At 65.5% G+C, this 18,166-nt stretch carries 16 protein-coding genes; 4 read left to right on the top strand and 12 right to left on the bottom strand.

The window, feature by feature from the left end; translation table 11 throughout:
- Position 1: 1 nt before the first annotated feature.
- The 4 genes from ACRECS_RS01055 (at position 2) to ACRECS_RS01040 (ending at position 4,970) form a co-directional block, all read left to right on the top strand.
- The gene (locus ACRECS_RS01055; protein WP_431581100.1) at positions 2 to 499 is read left to right on the top strand and encodes a hypothetical protein; all 498 of its coding nucleotides are present in this window, start codon (positions 2 to 4) and stop codon (positions 497 to 499) included.
- Between the two features lie 373 nt (positions 500 to 872).
- On the top strand, positions 873 to 1,808 hold the full coding sequence (galU, locus tag ACRECS_RS01050) for a UTP--glucose-1-phosphate uridylyltransferase GalU (protein WP_431581119.1): 936 nt from the start codon (positions 873 to 875) through the stop codon (positions 1,806 to 1,808).
- A gap of 40 nt (positions 1,809 to 1,848) precedes the next feature.
- Complete coding sequence (locus tag ACRECS_RS01045; RefSeq protein ID WP_431581099.1) at positions 1,849 to 3,192, top strand: UDP-glucose dehydrogenase family protein; 1,344 nt, start codon at positions 1,849 to 1,851, stop codon at positions 3,190 to 3,192.
- Between the two features lie 404 nt (positions 3,193 to 3,596).
- Positions 3,597 to 4,970, top strand: a complete 1,374-nt coding sequence (locus ACRECS_RS01040; protein ID WP_431581098.1) for a glycoside hydrolase family 16 protein — start codon at positions 3,597 to 3,599, stop codon at positions 4,968 to 4,970.
- On the opposite strand, the gene ACRECS_RS01035 is transcribed toward ACRECS_RS01040, so the two are convergent.
- From ACRECS_RS01035 to ACRECS_RS00980, 12 genes are read right to left on the bottom strand one after another with little or no spacing between them, the layout of a single operon-like run.
- Complete coding sequence (locus tag ACRECS_RS01035; RefSeq protein WP_431581097.1) at positions 4,955 to 5,899, bottom strand: glycosyltransferase family 2 protein; 945 nt, start codon at positions 5,897 to 5,899, stop codon at positions 4,955 to 4,957. The genes ACRECS_RS01040 and ACRECS_RS01035 overlap by 16 nt on opposite strands.
- Positions 5,896 to 6,981, bottom strand: a complete 1,086-nt coding sequence (locus ACRECS_RS01030) for an acyltransferase family protein (RefSeq protein WP_431581096.1) — start codon at positions 6,979 to 6,981, stop codon at positions 5,896 to 5,898. Before ACRECS_RS01030 ends, ACRECS_RS01035 begins: the two co-directional genes overlap by 4 nt.
- Positions 6,978 to 8,135: an endo-1,4-beta-xylanase gene (locus ACRECS_RS01025; RefSeq protein ID WP_431581095.1), complete on the bottom strand. Its 1,158-nt coding sequence runs from the start codon at positions 8,133 to 8,135 to the stop codon at positions 6,978 to 6,980. The genes ACRECS_RS01030 and ACRECS_RS01025 overlap by 4 nt, the downstream gene beginning before the upstream one ends.
- Positions 8,132 to 9,097, bottom strand: coding sequence for a glycosyltransferase family 2 protein (locus ACRECS_RS01020; protein WP_431581094.1), 966 nt, complete (start codon positions 9,095 to 9,097; stop codon positions 8,132 to 8,134). Before ACRECS_RS01020 ends, ACRECS_RS01025 begins: the two co-directional genes overlap by 4 nt.
- A complete protein-coding gene (locus tag ACRECS_RS01015) occupies positions 9,094 to 10,056 on the bottom strand; it encodes a glycosyltransferase family 2 protein (protein ID WP_431581093.1) in 963 nt (320 codons plus the stop codon). Before ACRECS_RS01015 ends, ACRECS_RS01020 begins: the two co-directional genes overlap by 4 nt.
- Positions 10,053 to 10,982, bottom strand: a complete 930-nt coding sequence (locus ACRECS_RS01010) for a glycosyltransferase family 2 protein (protein WP_431581092.1) — start codon at positions 10,980 to 10,982, stop codon at positions 10,053 to 10,055. The genes ACRECS_RS01015 and ACRECS_RS01010 overlap by 4 nt, the downstream gene beginning before the upstream one ends.
- Positions 10,975 to 12,399, bottom strand: coding sequence for an O-antigen ligase family protein (locus tag ACRECS_RS01005; RefSeq protein WP_431581091.1), 1,425 nt, complete (start codon positions 12,397 to 12,399; stop codon positions 10,975 to 10,977). The genes ACRECS_RS01010 and ACRECS_RS01005 overlap by 8 nt, the downstream gene beginning before the upstream one ends.
- 3 nt (positions 12,400 to 12,402) lie before the next feature.
- The gene (locus ACRECS_RS01000; RefSeq protein WP_431581090.1) at positions 12,403 to 13,680 is read right to left on the bottom strand and encodes a polysaccharide biosynthesis protein; all 1,278 of its coding nucleotides are present in this window, start codon (positions 13,678 to 13,680) and stop codon (positions 12,403 to 12,405) included.
- The gene (locus ACRECS_RS00995; RefSeq protein WP_431581089.1) at positions 13,673 to 14,506 is read right to left on the bottom strand and encodes a WecB/TagA/CpsF family glycosyltransferase; all 834 of its coding nucleotides are present in this window, start codon (positions 14,504 to 14,506) and stop codon (positions 13,673 to 13,675) included. The genes ACRECS_RS01000 and ACRECS_RS00995 overlap by 8 nt, the downstream gene beginning before the upstream one ends.
- Positions 14,503 to 15,405, bottom strand: a complete 903-nt coding sequence (locus ACRECS_RS00990; protein WP_431581088.1) for a capsular biosynthesis protein — start codon at positions 15,403 to 15,405, stop codon at positions 14,503 to 14,505. Before ACRECS_RS00990 ends, ACRECS_RS00995 begins: the two co-directional genes overlap by 4 nt.
- Positions 15,402 to 16,763 (bottom strand): GNVR domain-containing protein, encoded by a 1,362-nt coding sequence (locus tag ACRECS_RS00985; protein ID WP_431581087.1) that lies wholly within the window; start codon positions 16,761 to 16,763, stop codon positions 15,402 to 15,404. The genes ACRECS_RS00990 and ACRECS_RS00985 overlap by 4 nt, the downstream gene beginning before the upstream one ends.
- Positions 16,760 to 18,166 carry an ATP-binding protein gene (locus tag ACRECS_RS00980; protein ID WP_431581086.1) on the bottom strand — a complete coding sequence of 469 codons (1,407 nt, stop codon included), beginning with the start codon at positions 18,164 to 18,166 and terminating at the stop codon, positions 16,760 to 16,762. The genes ACRECS_RS00985 and ACRECS_RS00980 overlap by 4 nt, the downstream gene beginning before the upstream one ends.

Here is an 18,166-nt window from a genome sequence, read left to right as displayed (position 1 = left end):
CATGCCGAACATCACCATCGGGGCGGTCATCGCCATCGCCGCTACGGTGCTTGGCGTGGCTGGTCCGGCTTCTCCGGCCGCCGCCGGGCCTGTGCAACGTACGGTGGCGGCAAATGCCGCGCCCGCAGCCTGGCTGGCCTATGCCGAACAGGTCAATGTGCTGGTCACCGGCTGGTTGAGCGGCAGCGATCCGGCGGCGCTGCATTTGCGCGCGGATCTCGACGCGACCCGCGCTGCCGCTGATCAGTCGAGTGCACCGCTCACGCTTCGATTGTGGATCGATGCCAGGGGCTCCATCACGCGCGTGCAGATGGACCCGATCGCCCCGGATCGGCCGATCGCGGACATTGACGGGCTGCTCGTCGGTCGCACGATCGGTACGGCGCCACCGAAGGATATGCTGTTGCCCTTGCGGCTTGCCGTCCAGCTCGATCCGGCGCCGGCTGCAGAAAGTCAGCCTTTGGGCGCGCCCGACGATGCTGGAAATATGAAATCCTGAAGGACTGGCCGGCTATCGGCCTGCTAAACGTCTATTTCGGAATCTCGTGGGCAGGCGGCGATCGACATAGCGCGAGGTGTTGTTGCTCTTCATGCCCGAGAGCGGCACGCGCGCCCGAGCATTATACTGGTCATCCTTATAACTGATCGGCGCGGCCTCGCTCGGCGCTTTTCACGGGCGCATTGGCATCGGCCGAGATCGCCGTGTTGGTTGACGCCGCGCATTGCGGGACAGCGATTCCGAGCGGAGCCAATGCGAAAATATCGAGCGCTTGGGCACCAATAACGCGGCGGCGCGTGGTCGTGCGACGGCGGGCCGAAATTGCCGCGTTGCAGCAGGCACGGTATGCTGCAACGCAACAAGGAGGCCAGTCATCATGATCAAGCCATTGCGCAAAGCCGTTTTCCCGGTCGGTGGCCTCGGCACCCGCTTCCTCCCCGCGACCAAGGCCATGCCCAAGGAAATGCTGCCGGTGGTCGATCGGCCGCTGATCCAATACGCCGTCGACGAGGCGCTGGAGGCGGGCATCGAACAGATGATCTTCGTCACCGGGCGCGGCAAATCGGCGATCGAGGACCATTTCGACATTGCCTATGAGCTCGAGGCGACGATGCGCGAGCGCGGCAAATCGATGGAGCTGCTCCATCAGACCCGCCTGAAGCCGGGCGCAGTCACCTATGTCCGGCAACAGGAGCCAATGGGCCTTGGCCATGCCATCTGGTGCGCCCGCGATATCGTCGGGGACGAACCGTTCGCGATTTTCCTCGCCGATGAATTGATGGCGGGAACGCCCGGCTGCATGAAACAGATGGTCGACGCCTATCAGCAGATTGGTGGCAATATCGTCTGCGGCTATGAGGTGCCGGATGACGAAACCGATCGCTACGGCATCGTCGAACCCGGGATCGAGAATGGCGCACTGGTCGAAGTGCGGGGACTGGTCGAGAAGCCACGCCGCGGCACTGCCCCGTCCAACCTGATGATCCCGGGGCGTTATATCCTGCAGCCCGAGGTGATGCAGGTCTTGGAGACTCAGGAAAAGGGCGCGGGCGGCGAAATCCAGCTCACCGACGCCATGGCGCAACTGATCGGCCGCCAGCCATTCCATGCGTGGCGGTTCGACGGCGAACGCCATGATTGCGGCGACAAGGCCGGATATATTCAGGCCAATCTCGCCTTCGCGCTCCAGCGCGAGGATATCGGCCCGCAAGTCGGGGCGTTCGCGCGGAAACTGTTCGGCAATCACCCCGCGCCCCGGGAAGCGGTTCAACTGGTCGATGAAGTGATCACCGTCCAGCTGCGCGCCTGAGACCTACACGCACCATATTCAGCAAGAAGGAATCATCATCATGCGGATCGTCATGATCGGATCGGGCTATGTCGGGCTGGTGTCGGGCGCATGCTTCGCGGATTTCGGACACCAGGTGGTGTGCGTTGACAAGGATGAAGCGAAAATCGACCGGCTCATGCAGGGCGGTATCCCGATTTACGAGCCGGGGCTGGAGGATCTTGTTGCGCGCAATGTCGCGACGGGCCGGCTCGACTTCACCGTCGATCTCACCGGCCCGGTCGCGCGGGCCGATGTCGTGTTCATCGCGGTCGGCACGCCGGCCCGGCGCGGCGACGGTCACGCCGATCTTTCCTATGTCTATGCCGCGGCGCGTGAAATCGCGGGCGCCCTTAACGGCTTTACCGTTATCGTCACTAAATCGACTGTGCCCGTTGGCACCGGTGATGAGGTCGAGCGCATCATCCGCGAGGTCAATCCTGACGCCGAGTTCGCCGTTGCCTCCAATCCCGAATTCCTGCGCGAGGGGGCCGCGATCGAGGACTTCAAGCGCCCCGATCGCATCGTCATCGGCCTGGAGGACGAACGCGCCCGCCCGGTGATGGAGGAAGTCTATCGGCCGCTCTACCTCAATCAGGCGCCGATCCAGTTCACCGGCCGCCGCACGAGCGAGCTGATCAAATATGCCGCGAACGCCTTTCTCGCGATGAAGATCACTTACATCAATGAAGTCGCTGAACTGTGCGAGCAGGTCGGCGCCGATGTGCAGCAGGTCGCGCGCGGCATTGGCCTCGACAATCGCATCGGCGGCAAGTTCCTTCATGCCGGGCCGGGCTATGGCGGCTCGTGCTTTCCGAAGGACACGCTGGCGCTGGTCAAGACCGCGGAAGATGCCGGCACGCCGATCCGGCTGATCGAAACGACCGTGGCGGTCAATGAAGCGCGCAAGCGTGCCATGGCGCGCAAGGTGATCGCAGCGTGCGGCGGATCGGTGCGGGGCAAAACGATCGGCATTCTCGGCCTCACCTTCAAGCCGAACACCGACGATATGCGTGACGCGCCGTCGCTGTCGATCATCCAGGCGCTGCAGGATTCCGGTGCGGTGATCCGTGCCTTTGATCCCGAAGGCATGTCGGCGGCGCGCACGATGCTGCGTGATGTGGAGTTCGTCTCATCGCCCTATGCCACGGCCGAGGATGCTGCCGCGGTCGTCATCGTGACCGAATGGGATGCCTTCCGCGCGCTCGACCTTGAGCGGTTGAAGGCGGAGATGGCGGGCAATGCGCTGGTCGACTTGCGCAATATCTATCGCCCCGATGTCGCCGAGCGGGCTGGATTCAGCTATGTCAGCATCGGCAGACCCGGACCGATGACGGACGAGCCCCTGAGCATCGCGGCCGAATGATTCGGGCAAGATCGCTGCCCGAAGCACCGGGCGTTCGGTCCGGTCGATTCGTGTTGTGCGGGGAATGCCCGGGCGGCGACTGAGCTCAGCTATTCCATATTAAGCATCTGATAAATAAAGAAATATATAAGAATCTCATCGAGCCGACAATGGGAGATATCGGACACGACCGGTGTCCCATATCTCCCGCCGCTGCCCTCGCGCACGATCTGAGCCGTCAGGCATCCGTCTGATCACGCGCTTGATGCTCAAGATGGAACCGAATTGGTTCAATTGCCTCAGCTCATCGCAATAACCCACTGACGATATTCGTTTGTTTACCTTACACTGCGAGTTTGTAGCCCACCACTCATCGGGGGGTTCTCATGTTTGCAGGTCGTACACGCCCGATCTCGGGCGCCTTGATGCTTTGCGCGCTCGCCGGGTGCCGCACCGATCCGGATCCGTCCGCGCAGTCGCCGGTCGAGCTGACGGTGGTCCCCGGATCAAGCGCGGTATCCACCAGCGCCGCGGCGGCCGGCATCGCGCCGACCAGTGCATCCTCCGCCGCGCTGTCACCTCTGTCTGCGGCGGCATCATCGACGGTGTCCGCGACCAGCCTGGCGGGCTTCGACTATGCCAATGGGACCAGATTGCCCGACAAGGCGATCTTGTCGCTCGGCAACGCGACGTTCAAACCGGGAGCCAGTGTCGCCTATGTGCCGGTCACGCTCGACCGCGAATCGCCCAATACGGTCATCGTCCGGATCATCACGGTCAACGGTGCCGATGCGACAAAGCTGGTGTCGGGCAAGAATTACACCACCGTCGATACGATCGTGATCTTCCGCCCCGGCGATCCGCTGCGCCGCACGGTTGCCGTGCCGATCATCACCGCAGTCCAGGGCCAGCAATTCTCGATCAAGCTGCGCGAGGCACCATGGGGCGCCACACAGGGCGTCGCCACCGCCACCATCACGGCCGACGCCAACCAGGCCGCGACGACGGCGCAGACCGGCACGTTCCGGGCGCCGCGCACCTTTGCGCCCACCGGCACCCTGCAATATGACATGGTCAAGGGCAGCACGAGATGGTCGGATCAGGGCAGCCCCAATATGTGGTCCACCTCATTCCCGTTCGGGCGGACGCAAACCGCCAATGGCGAAACCGGCCTCTATGTCGATGGCTGGATCTATGCCGGGATCGAAGCGCCGCTGCGCTACACCGATCAGGGGCTGGTGATGCACACTCAGGTGCTGGCCAATCCGATCACGTATGACGGCGTGAGCTATCGCTACGGGTCGATCGTCCTCAATGCGCGCAATCTCCTGGCCGCGCAGGTCGGCTATGGTCAATATGAATGGGTCGCCAAAATGCCCAACCGACGCGGTTCATGGCCGGCTTTCTGGCTGGTCGCGACCTCGGGCTGGCCGCCGGAGATCGATGTCTATGAGGGCTTTGGCTATCAGAGCTATTGGGATTTCGACCGCCATATCGGAGCGACGATCCATGGCGGCAGCGATGGGGTGCGGTCGTTTCAACGCGGCACCGTCATCCAGGCTGAACAGGCTTACGGCCTGAGCGGTTTCTCCCAGGGCTTCCACAGCTATGCGGTCGATATCCAGCGCGATTACATCACCTGGTTCGTCGACGGCAAGGAGACCTATCAGAGCGTCAACCCGTTCCAGGGGTTTCGCTGGTATCCGATCATGGACGTCGCGGTGAAGACCGACGGCGCCTATACCGACGGCTCCGGCGACATGATCGTCAGCCGATTCCGGACCTATGTTTCGCCCTGAACCGGCGCTGCCGGCTGACCGTAGCTTGCGTCGCTGCCGCCGGCGAGCGCGTACAATCGCCCCCATGATTTGACCCATTGGCCGGCAACATCGACGCGCCGCGCGCCGGGCCACAGGATCATCGGCAGCGCGACCGTGCGCGCGGCCAGGATCGCCACGGCGCGGCCGGTCAGGGCCAGTCCGCGCGCTGCGCCGGCGGCCTGCTTGCGCCGCACCATCGTGTCGGTGATCCCGATCCGCCACATCCGGCGCATCACCCAGCCGAGCCGGGCGCGATCCGCCGGCACCCATTCCGCCACCCGCGCCGCCGGCGCCCAGGCAAATCGGCACCCGGCCTCGTGCAGGCGCGTGAGGAAATCGAGATCCTCGCCCCCGCTGCTGCCGAAACGCGGATCGAACCAGGGCCGGTCCAACCGATCGAGCGCCCGGCGCATGACGAGCAGGTTGTTGCTCGCCCACAGCATCCCGGTTGCGCCCTCGGGCCGGCTTTCCGGGCGGAAGACCAAAGTCTCCCTGACCCAGCCCGGCTTGCGATCGGCGAAATGCGGATAGACCGGCCCGCCGACCACGTCCGCACCGGTCCGGCGCTGCACCGCGAGCAGCTCGCCCAGCCAGTCGGCCTCGGGCCATTCGTCGTCATCGATCATCACCAGGTGGCGCATGTCGGGGTGCGCCAGTGCCGTCTCGACGATCGCGTTGCGTACGGCACATAGTCCGGGTTCGGCGACGATGATGATCTCGATCGGCAGGGCGTAGCCGCCTGCCCGCACCGCCTCCGCCAGGGTCGCGCCGGCGCGACCGGCGGCATCATTGTCGGCGATCAGGATCGACGCGTCATCGGTCACTTTCATCCGCGCGAGCGACGTCAGCAGCTGACGCAGCCGCTCGGGGCGCCGGAAGGTCGGGATGGCGATGATCGTGGCGGTCATTGGCGCGCCGCGCGCAGCGCGACCGCGCGACGTCCCGCGGCCTGCTGCATCCATTTGATCAGCCGGTGTCCCTGCACCTCGATCAGCAGATAGCTGACCCAGCATACCAGCCAGGTCGCCAGCAGCATGGCGATGACGAACACCATGTCCCACTGCGTTATCCCGTGGCGATGCGCGATGCCGGTGATGCGCGCGAAAACGTCGCGCACCAGCGGGTGCCACAGATAGATCGAATAGCTGATCACCCCGAGGTGGAAGGTCACCGGGTTGGCCATGATCAGGCGCGAGGTCCGGCCATTATAGGAACAGGCGATCACCAGCAGCGGGAACAGCAGCACCACCGCGACGTCGCCGCCGGGAATGAGCAGCGCGAATGCGATCGCGGCACACACGATCTCGAAGCTGTGCCAGCCGCCCATCCAGCGCTTGCACCAATCGCGCTGCGCCACGCGAAAGGCAATCACGCCGAGCGAAAAGCCGGCGAGGCAGCGCAGCACCGGCAGGATGGTATTGGCGTCGTTGACATCGAGCGGCCCGCGCGAGCCGAGCCCGGACTGCGCCACCAGCAGCAGCAGTGCGACCGCAATGGCCGCCTGCAGCCACGCCCAGCGCGAAAAGGCCATGATCGCGACCAGCGGATAGACCAGATAGGCGACCAGCTCAGTGCTGACTGACCAGCTGTTGCCGGCCAGCGCCTGGGTTCCCCAGCCCCAGGTCTGCACCATCAGGATGTTGGCGACGACATTCGCCGTGGTCAGCGCGACCGGCTGCTCGCCCGACACGTTGAGCAGGATGCGCAGCATGAAGACCAGTGCGACGACGAGATGCAGCGGCCAGACCCGCGCGACGCGATTGATCAGGAAGTCGCCATAGCTCGCCTTGCTGAAATGCTGCACCACGCGGTCATAATAGCCAAACGAGATGACGAAGCCGCTGAGCACGAAGAACAGGTCGACGCACAGATAGGCACGCGAGAATAACGGGATCTCGAACGCAGCGAAGGTCGGGTTATGCGGAATGTGGTACAGCATCACCGCGACTGCGGCCACGCCGCGCAACCCGGTGAGGGACGAGATTCTCATGCCATGAAGCTCCCGCGCGATGGAGTTGCATCGGCATTCATCCGGCGCGCGGGGGCGCCGTCGAACGCGGCCGCGATCGCTGACCATAAGGGCTTGCGACGAAGGTTGATGTCGAGCGGCAGTCCGCGTGACGGCTGTCCGTCGGGCCAGCGATAGCCGTCATAGGTCGACAGCCAGGAATAGCGGTCCGACAGCCCCCAGGTGAGGACCGAATCGACAGCCGGACTGGCCAGCGCCACGTCGAGAAAGGCGCGCGCGACCGCGGCGATCTCCGCATCGCGCTTGGCGATGTCGGGCGGGCCGCCCAGATCGGCGAGATCGAATTCGGTGATTGCGATGCGCAGGCCAAAGCCGCGGACCCGTTCGAGGAAATCGGCGAATACGCGCTGGTTGAAGCCTTCGCGATAGGGCTTGAGATGCCCCTGGATGCCCAGCGCGTCGATCGGCACCTGCCGCGACATCAGCCGATCGAGCAGGCGCAGCATGGCGTTGCGCCGTTGCTCGCACCGGCGTGAATCATGCTCCAGCCCGAAATCGGTCAGGAACAGCCGGGCCTTTGGGTCGGCGCGGCGCGCGGTGCGGAATGCGAGGTCGATATAACGCTCGCCCATTGTCTGCAGCCACATGCTCTGGTCACGCATGCCATCGGCTCGGTTCTGTTTGGGTTCGATCGCCTCGTTGACCACGTCCCATTCGCTGATCCGGCCGGCATAGCGCCGCATCGCGACGTTGATATAGCCGGTGAGCAGCGCAACCCGCCCGCGCAGCGGCGCGCTGCGCAATGCCCCCTCAAGCCAGGGCGGATTGGCGGCATACCAGGCCAGCGTATGCCCGCGTGCCGCCATGCCGTGCTGCATGGCGAAATCGATGATCTTGTCGGCGCCGGCAAAGTTGAAGCGCCCGGGCGCGGGCTGAGTGACGGAGCGTTTCAACTCGCCTTCCTGCACCACGACATTGGCTTCGCGAACCACCGCAGCGATGAAGGCCGGGTCCTTGGCGAACTGGCTCGATCGGATCGCGCAGCCAAAGGAACGGCCGCTGCGCCGGGCGTGCTGGGCGAGGCCGGGGCTCGGCGCTCCACCGGGCTTCGCCTGAGCCAGGGCGACCGTCGGCAGCGTGGCGGCGACGCCGGCAAGGAAACCGCGCCGGTTCACACCCGATACCCCCCGAACAGATTGGCCAGGGCGATCCAGCGATTGGCGGCGCCGCGATAGAAACGATCGGGAACAACGATCTGCAGCAGCACGATCGCGGCCATATGCGGACGGAAGGCGCCATGGCGCACCGCCGAGAGGTAATAGCGCATTGCCCGGCGCCGGTCGGTCGGCCAGGCGCTCTTCGCCGCGTGCCAGCCCATATAGGCCGAGAATGCGTGAGCGGAGATATGCGGCTTCAGATCCCTGAGCCAGGCCAGGCTACCAATGCTGGCGCGTACCTGTGACAACCGGTCATCGGTGCGGCGATCGGCCCAGATCGTGCCGGGACGCGGCGCCATCAGGAAGCGCGCGCCGGCCAGCGACAGGCGCACCGCGAAATCGGTATCGTCGCCAAACTGCACATCCTCGCGGTAGCGGACCCGTCCGGCGAGGTTGCGGCTCAGCGCGACGCTGCTGGTCTGAATGAAGCCGCGATCGCACATCAGATAGCGATCGACCGGCTCGTCCGCGCCGATCGCGCGATAGGGCTTGAGGAACTGGCGGCCATAGCCCCGGTCCACCACGACCTGGCCATAGGCGACGACATCCTCACCCAGAACGACCAGCGGCAGCAGATCCGCAAGGTGATCGGGCAGGAACTGGTCGTCGGAATCGAGAAACGCGATGTAGCGCCCGCGGGCTTGCGCAACCCCGACATTGCGGGCGGCGGCAGCGCCCATATTGGGCTGGACGATCGTGCGCAGCCGCGTATCGGCCAGCGCCGCCAGCGCATCAGCAGTGCCGTCGGTCGACCCGTCGTCGACGACAATCACCTCGATCTCGGCGATCGTCTGGCCCAGCGCCGATCGCGCCGCCATCACCACGGCATCGCGGCGCTGGTACGTCGGAATGACCACCGAAAACAGCGGCGCGTCAGCCGTATCGGGCATGTCGGTGCCGGCTGGCAGCGGCGTCGTCACTTGCGCACGCCACCAACCGGTTCTGCCCGGCCGAACCGCAGCACGAACCCATTGACCAGTGAACGGTACAACGCTTTTGGCAGGAAGGAGCGCAGGACCTGACGCGCCACCACGCGGGGTGGTACGCCGCCGCGCGACCAACCGAGAAACAATTCTCGCATGGTGGCCAGCGGACGGATCGGCGCCATGTGGTAGGCGAGGACCGTCGCGCCATAACCGTGCCGCGCCCGCGCGGTCAGCATATGTCCGCACCGTTCGAGCCAGTCGAGCGAGGTCTCATAGCCTTTGACATAGGAGGTCCGGCCGACTTCGCTGGCGTCGAGCCAGATGGTCAGTGCCTGCTCGATCATCTCGAAACGCGCGCCCGCGCCTTGCAGCCGCACGCTGAAATCGAGATCCTGCCCCCGCTTCAGCGTCGGGTCGAAGCGGACCTGCTGCGCGAGCAGGGTCGGCACGACCATGGTCGATGTCTGCATGAACTGGTTGGCGCAGAACAGATATTCGCCGACATCCTCGTCGCGGCGAATGCCGCGTTCCGGCCGGATCCAGTAGCGGTCGACGCCGCGGTCCACCCGCATCTGCGAATAGAGCACCGTCACGCTGTCGTCGGGCAGCGCCGCCGCCATGATCGAGAGCTTGCCCGGCAGGAATTGATCGTCGGAATCGAGGAAGGCGATGTAGCGGCCGCGCGCCGCCTCGATCCCGCGGTTGCGCGCCGCCCCGCCGCCGGCATTGTCCTGGCGGACATAGCGGATGCGCGAATCCCCGATCGCGGCAATGACCGGCTCGGGATTATCCTGCGAGCCGTCATCGACCACGATGATCTCGAAATCGCTAAAATCCTGCGCCAGCACCGAGTTGATGGTCAGGGCAATCAACTCTGCACGATTGTAGAGCGGAATCACCACCGAAAAGGTCGGTATCGCCGTCGGCGTCGCTGGGGAGCCTGTCGGGGTCATGCGCCGTGCACCTCGCGATATTCCTCGTAACGGACGCCCGCGACAGCGGCGATCTTGCCGGCGGCGCGGTAGAGTTTTCCCAGTCGCTGCACCCGCGTGCCGCGGTCGAACGACAATGCCGCGCCGGCCGTGCCGATCAGCAGGCCGGCGGCGATCCGCGGCGCCTCCAGCACCAACGCGCGCATGCGGCTGCTATGGTAGATGGCGATGCGCATGTCGGTCATGCCGACGCGGTAACCGCGCATCAGCAGCCATTGCGCGCTGACCCGGCTGGCCGGGATCAATTCGGTCACCACCGCTTCTTCCGACCAGCCGAAGCGAAAGCCGGCCCGTTGCATGCGCGTGAAAAGCTGCTTGTCGGAACCGCCGGTCAGGGCCATGCGCTCGTCGAACGGGCGATCTCCCATGGCGCGGAGCGCCGCCGCCCGGATCAGCACATTGGCGGTGCTGTCGACCAGCGCCACCGGCCCGGACCCGCCGCGCGACTTGGGTTGCAGCAGGGGATGGCGCGCGGCCCAGCCCGCGACGTCGCCGTCCATCTCGCGCAGCACGGCGCCGCCCACCACGTCGGCGCCGGTATCGGCCTGGCATGCGACCAGTGCGTCGAGCCAGCCGGGGGCGGCGGCCTCGTCGTCGTCGAGCATCACCACCGCGTCGAGATCGGCCAGGGTCAATGCCTGCGCCACCAGGGCATTGCGCACCTGGGGAATGCCGCGCTCCTTCACGACCATGGCAATGATCGGCCAGCGATATCCTTTGGCGGCCATCGCCTCGACCGTGGCAAGGCCCTGCTGCCGCTCGCCGTCATTATCGGCGACAATGACCCTGATGCCATGCGCCGTGTGCAGACCGGCAAGCGATTCCAGTGTTCGTTTCAGCCCTTCCGGGCGCTTGCACGTAGCAATGCAGATCGCGACTTCAGCCATGTGCTCCTCCGGATTGTGCGAAAGCGGGCCGGCGACCAGCGCGGCCCAGGCCTGGCGCGGGTGCGTCGTCCGGGGCAAGGCGGCGTCGCCACACCGGCCGATGCGCGGCCTTGAATGACGCATGAGTGATGGCGAGCGTCGCCAGGAAGATCACCCAGACCTGGCGATCCTTGTCGAAAAAGGATGTCTCCAGCATGTTCTGGTAGAGTACGAAGCTCCAGATCGCGAATGAGGTCGCCATCAAGGTGCGGTTCTCCGCCGTCGCGCCGGTCATGAACCACCAGGCGGGCAGGACCACGAATGAGATGAGCAGCATGATCAGGCCAAGCGGGCCGGTCGTCACGAGAATTTCGAGATAGCCATTATGGGAATGCGCGGTCAGCATCTGGAACGCCTGGTTCATGTACAGGCGCGCCGGCGACAGGTCGCCGACTTGCCAGAAGCCGCCGAATCCCGAGCCGAGATAGGGATGCGCCCGGAGATAGGCGAAATCGACCTCCCAGATCGACACGCGGCCGGTGAACGAGGTCGGATCCGCGAACAGCCGCTCGATCGCCGGCTGATAGGCGATGTAGAGACCAAGGAAGCCAACCATGCCCATGCCCAGGCCCAGCAGCAGGATGGCGCGTTTCGGGACGGTGTCACTCATCAGGCGATAGATCGAACTGACCAGCAGGATGACGAAGCACAAGGCGAGCGAGGTTTTGCTCTTCGTGCCGATCACGAACACGAACGCCAGCACGGCGAATATCGCGAACCGCCATTTGCGTGTGTCGAAATAGGCGTGGGCGGTCACGACGAAGGTCAGCGCCATCACCGCGCCGGCGATGTTCTTGTGGAAGAAGAAGCCGCGCCAGGCACCGACCAGCGCATGGTCGCTCTCACTTGGCGGATGCACTGCCGCTGAAGTCAAGGGCAGCGAGATCCAGCAGATCAGCAGGCACGCGATGAGCGCCAGGCGCAGCACGCGGTAGAGGCGATCCGGCCCGAGCAGCACCATCGACGAGAAGGTGATGTAGATCACGATCAACTGCTGCATCGTGCGCTTGAACGACACGAACGGATCGACGCCCCAGCTGCAGGTGACCAGGAACCAGGCGAGCATCACCACCAGCGGCCAATAGGTGAAGCGATATTGCGACGGATAGCGCCGCATCAGCAACAGCGCGGTGAGGATCAGCGCAGAGATGATGAAGAATGCCTGTTTGTAGAAATCCGATCCGTCGGTGTTCGCCGCCATCGCCACCAGCTCTTCCTGGTTGCGCGAGGAAAAGGGCTGCTGCCCGATGAAGATCATCATCAGGAAGAGGAAGTAGAACGCTTGGGCGATCGGAATCAGCAGTCGTGAATCGTCGCGCGCTGGCCCTGCGTCGGTGTCGATCCTGTCGATCCGCCGATGCCATTGCGCGCTCGCCACGGCTCAATCCCCAACGCTGGCGGTCTGGCGCTGCCAGCGCCGGTCGAGCCGATAGATGCCGGCCATCATCACCAGTTGCGCGACGACGACGCCCGCCACCGAGAATACCGGGGCGATGGTGAGGGTGATCGCCGTCACGCCGACCACGCCGACCACGCAGCTATAGGCGCTGGCCGCCGCGAGCGGGCGGAACATACGGCGGGCCTGTGCCAGGACGCTCATTGGCGCCTGGATGCACTGAACCAGCGACAGGAGCGCGCAGAACATCACCGCGAGCGCCACCGTGCGCTGATCGAGCGTTGGGCTGATGATGACCGTCGGAAAGCGCCACAGCACCACCGCGACCGCGGCAGCGGTGACGAGCCAGATCGCGACCAGCGCCGCCATGAACACCCGCTCGGCCTGAATCGCGGAGCGCTGATCGCCGCGCGCGACGGCGCGGGTCATGCGTGGCCGCTCGAGCTGAGTCAGTGCGGTAATGCAGACATTGACCGGTCGAAAGAACAGCATGCCGACCGCGATCGGTGCGAATGCGCGCGGCCCCGCCATCAACGTGACGATATAGCTGTGCGCATTGGAGGTCGCCTCGGTGGTGATCACGCCAATCAGCGTCCAGGCTGACTGGTCGCGCCAGACCGGCCGATAGGCGGCAAAGGCGCGGCCGAGACCGGACGGGGTGTGGCGCCGCACGAACCGGGCGCCGAACGGCAGCAGCCCGGCCAGCGCGGCGACGGCGACGATCAGACCGATCCCCGGCACGCTCACCCCCAGCACCAGCCCGGCGGCGAGGCCGGCCACGACTGTCACGGCGTAGATCACATCCGAACGCGCGGCGCCGATCGGCTGGTGATGCGCATAGGCATTCGAGCGCCCGAACCAGCGCAGCAGCTGTAGCACCCCGGCGATACCGAATGCCGCGGCGGCGAGCGGGCCGACCATGATCCAGGCGATCGCTGCACAGACCACTCCTTGCGCGAGCGACAGGAGCAGGTTGACCGGAAAGAAGAAGTCCAGCGCCGCCGGATTCGCGTCCTCGGCCTGGTTGAAGGCGATGGTGTAGGGCGTCGAGACCAGCGCGTTGGACAGGCTGTAGCCGAACTGGATGACGACCAGCAGAAAGGCGAGCGTGCCGATGCCGATAGCATCGAGATGGTGGATCGACACGAGCTGAATCAGCAAATGGCTGATCGAGACCCCCGCCGACGACACGCTCGCCAGGCCGAACCGGCCCACGCCACGCCACCGGCTCGGCGCCGCCACCACGGCCTGTCCCTCAATCACGGCGGTGCTTCCAGATCAGCCACAATGCATGGGGATTGGTGGTGATGTAGCGCCAGGCGAGATGCCGCGGGTTGGTCGCCATGCGGTGCAGCCATTCGAGGCCGGCCTGCTGCATCCAGCGCGGTGCGCGCGGATAATCACCCGTCACATAGTTGAACAGGCCGCCACAGGTGACGATCCAGCCGACCTTCAGCCGATCGCGATTGCGAACGCAAAAATCCTGCTCGCGCGGCTTGCCGGTGCCGACCCACAATACGTCGGGGGCCGACGCATTTATCTCGGCAATCACCTGCTCCTCATCCTCGCGCCGCCAGAATCCGTTGCGGCGACCGGCCAGCTCCAGGCCCGGTGTGGTGCCGGTGATGAGGGTCGCGCACTGCGCGTTCACCTCTTCCGTACCGCCCAGCAGATAATAGCGGACCCCCGCTGCGGCAGCGCGCGGCAGGCTGTCGATGAACATGTCCGTGGTGCTCGACCGGTCGGCAATCGGTGCTGCCCCCAGCCAGCGCGACGCGGCGACGATCACCTGGCCGTCGGCATGGACCAGGTCGGCCTTGGCAAGATCGGATCGGAACTTCGGGTCCGATGCATTCAGCGACAGCCCATGGCCATTGCAATCGAACACCAGCCAGGTATGCCGGCCCGAAACGCGCCGGACCGGTGCATCGACCAGCATGCGCTCGATCAGCGCATCGAGCGACAGCGTCGAGACGGGCACGCCACCGACGCGCACGGTTTCGGCTGGCGTGCCGGCCTGACCCGGTCCGCCACGGTCGGCGCCGTCATATCGGGCGCTCGGGCTTCCCGCGAGACGATCGGCCGTCATGCGAGGATCGTCCCGGCAATCGGCACCTTGTTGCGATCGAGATCATCGATGATCCGGCGCATGTCGGCGACCGCCGTCGCGCCGCGCCGCGCGACGATCACGACCGCATCGAACCCGGCCAGGATGCTGCCGAACGGGGTATGTTCGCCGCGGCGTTCGGCCAGATAGAACAGCATCGCCGCGTCAGGCAGCGGCCAGCCATTGGCCGTGTCGACCAGCGCGCCACGCTCGACCAGGCCGATCGCGCTGCCGCTCGCCTGTCCGGTCGTCATCAGCCAGAGCTGGTCGATCGCAGTCCGCGCGACCGGCAACAGGCTGGTGCGCCCGGCGAGTTGCTCCGCCAGCCCGACCTGATTGGGCATGCGGAACAGGCGATCGAGCGAGGGCCGTTCGATATCCACATCGACGATCAGCATCTGGCCGTCGAGTTGCGCGAAGATGACCGCTAGGTTGGCAGCGAAAATCGCCGCTTCATCACCGGCATCGGCCGACACGATCGCGAGTCGCAACCGGCGCGTGTCGCTGCGGCCGCCGCAGGTCGCAAGCAGCCGCGCGCGGACCGCGCGCGCCTTGGTGGCATAGGAGTCGGTCGGGTCGAACGCGGCCACGACCAGCGGATCGATCCGCGTGTCGGTTGGTGAGAGCAGGCTGAGACCCGCCTGTTCCGCAATGAGCTGATCGAGCGTGTCGCTATCGAGCTTGCCGAGCGCGATCGCTGCGTCGGCGAATGACAATCCGGTCTGGCGCTGATGCTCGGTGATCGCGGCGCGAGTCTCCTCGGGCAGGCGATCGCGGGCGAGCTCCTCCGTCGCCCGATCGTCGCGCTTGCGCGATCGCGGGGCGAAGGCGGTCCTACCGGCCCGTTCGGGGCTGACGCCCGCGGTGGAGCGTAATCTCATGCTGCCTCCTGCCGATGTGCGAACCATGACGTGCGTGATCGATGGACTGGTGACAGGTCGGCGATCACGTCGACCTCGGTCGCCCGCTCAAGACCGGTCGCCGAGCGAACCCGTGGTTTTAGGATTTCGGCTATGACCACCACCGCGACGCCCATCATCAGCCCCAGCGCCAGCCCTGCGACGAGCCAGAGCGGAATATTGGGCCGTGCCGGCAGCAGCGGCACCGATGCCTCGTCGAGCAGGCCGGCATTGGGCTGCGATATCTGGCTCTTCAGCGCCGCTTCGTTGAAGCGCTGCCGCACCGTGTCGTAGGTCTGGCGTGTCGCATCGACATCGCGCTGCAGGATCATCAACTGATCCTGCACGCTCGACATGCGGATCATCCGGCCTTCCTGTTGCGCCATGCGCGATTTCAGATCGGCTTCGCGCCGTGAGGCGGCGACGCTGTTCGCGGTCATCGACTGCGCCTGGGTATTGCGGGCAGAGCCCAGCTTGGTCTCCAGCTCGCGCTGCAGCGCCAGCGCCGCGGTCATTTGCGGATGGTTGGGGCCAAGTGTCTTGGCCAGTTCCGACACATGGGCGGACGCCTTGGCCACTTCTTCCTCAAGGCTTTGCACCACCACCGAGCTGGCGACTTCCGACACTTTGGCTGAACCGGATTTCGACTGCGCAGCTGCGGCGTCGGCCTGCGCCTGGACCAGCTGGACCGACAGATTCTTGATCTTCTCGCCCTCGAGATCCATGCGGTCGACACCGATGATGCCGTTGGCGCGCTGGAAATCGGACAGCCGCTTCTGCGCTATCTCATAGCGTTGCCGCACATCGGCGGTTCGTGAATCGAACCATTGCGCCGAACCGCGGGCGGGTGAGGCGCGCAGCTCGACCTGCTCGCGCATATAGATTTTCGCCGCGAGATTGGCGACGCGCGCCGCGGTGGCCGGATCGGCATCGAGGAACTGCAGCTGGAGGACGTTGCTCTGGCGCCCGGTGGTGACGCTGAGCCCGGCGCGGACTCGTGCCGCAGCCTGTTGCAGGCGTGCTTCGGGCGACAGATCGGCCGGCGTCGCGGCGACGAAGCCGACTTCGCGCGCGATCGCATTGGTGACCTTGGCGCTGCGGATCACATCGGTCTGCGTCGCGATAACGCTGTCGGTGTCGATCCTGGCCTGTTGCTGCTGATTATTGTCGGTCGGATCGGTCTGCGAGAGATCGAGCAGCAGCGACGAGGTCGCGAGATAGGTTCGCGGCTGGATCATCGCGGCCACCGCCACAGCCAGGAAAACCACGCCGCACACTGTCGCCAGCAGCAGCCAGCGCGCCTTCAGCGCTGCGATCATATCGCCGGCATTGATGGTCATAGCCCTGCTACTCCCTGAAGCAGTGATCTCATTTCGGCACTGCGGTTCGGCGTGCCGGCGGCCGGTCTGGCCACCGCATTCTTCGCCATCAGCACCAGGAACTGCGGTGCGAGTGAATCCTCGAACTGATGATCCCGCCCGCCCGTGACCGCACTCAGCGCCGGATCGAGCCGCGCCAGTGCCTCCGTCGCCGCCCGCCGTGCTTCGTCTTCGGAACCGAACAGATCGGTGCCAATTGCAGTCAGGCGGTCGGCCGAGACGACCGACAATTGCGCGGCGACCACCCCGGCAAGCGCCACCATGCGGCGGGCATCGTCATGCGTATCGAGCGCATGGGCGAAAACCTCATGGGTATTGCCGGCAACATCGGCCCATTCGCTCAGGCTGTTGGCGAGGCCGGCGGTTGCGTCCGCGTCGCCGATCTCGTCATGCCCGGCGGCGTCCGCGGCCAGCGCCGCGTGCATACCGAACAGACGCGCATGATAGGGTGACCCCATGGCCGCGGCGACGATCGAGTCCATCGCGGTCGCGCCGACCGACAGCCCGACCTGGTTGGCGCATCCGTGCAGCAGCGCGGCCAACTCCTCGCCCGCGATCGGCTTGACCTGTTGCGTGGTCAGGTGGCGGCGCAGCGATGGGTGCGCTGCGATCAATCCCTCGACATCGCCGGCAATGCCGACCAGCACGATCTGCACCGGCGACAATATGTCGGTCAGCAGCTTGAGCAGCGCGGCGACATCCTGCTTCACCTTGGCCGACTCGATCCGGTCGAATTCGTCGATGATCAGCAATGTGCGGGGACGAATCTCCGCGACCAGCAGATTGGCGAATTGCGCGACATCGAACCCGCCCACCGCCAGCCGATCGGCCTGCGTCTTGCCGCTGGCGCCGATCGGCAATTCGGCGAGGAACGGGCGAAAAAGATCCTCGAACGACGCGTCGCTGCTCGCCGAGGCATAGAGCGCGACGCAGCCGGCCTCATCGGCCAGGTCGCCGAACACCCGGACCAAAGATGTCTTGCCCGACCCACGCGCGCCGAAGATGATCGCATGCTTGTGCTGCCGTACGACTGCCTCGATCAGCCGGTCGAGTTCGACGCTGCGCCCGGCCAGGCCATGCCGATCGGTGACCGGCAGCGCAGCGTTGAAGGCGGAGAAGATCGCCCCGCGCCGCAGCACGCGAGGGTTTGGCGACGCCGCGCCCATCGACAGCGGCGCCTCTGCCCAGTCATCCCGAGTGCTGGCCCAAGCGGGTGGGGAACTATCATCGACCGGCCCGGGAATACGGCGCTGCGCCGGTCTGCCGGCGATCCAGGTGAAGACCGACCGGATCAGCACTGACAGGCGCCCGCCGCCCCGGCGGTCAGCCGATGCCTGGTTCATGGTGGAATAGCGCCCGGACAT

This window comes from Sphingomonas sp., assembly GCF_050725575.1.
In the GTDB taxonomy this organism is placed as follows: domain Bacteria; phylum Pseudomonadota; class Alphaproteobacteria; order Sphingomonadales; family Sphingomonadaceae; genus Sphingomonas.
The sequence above is the reverse complement of the archived record's forward strand: the minus strand, read 5'-3'. Positions and strand labels throughout refer to the sequence as shown.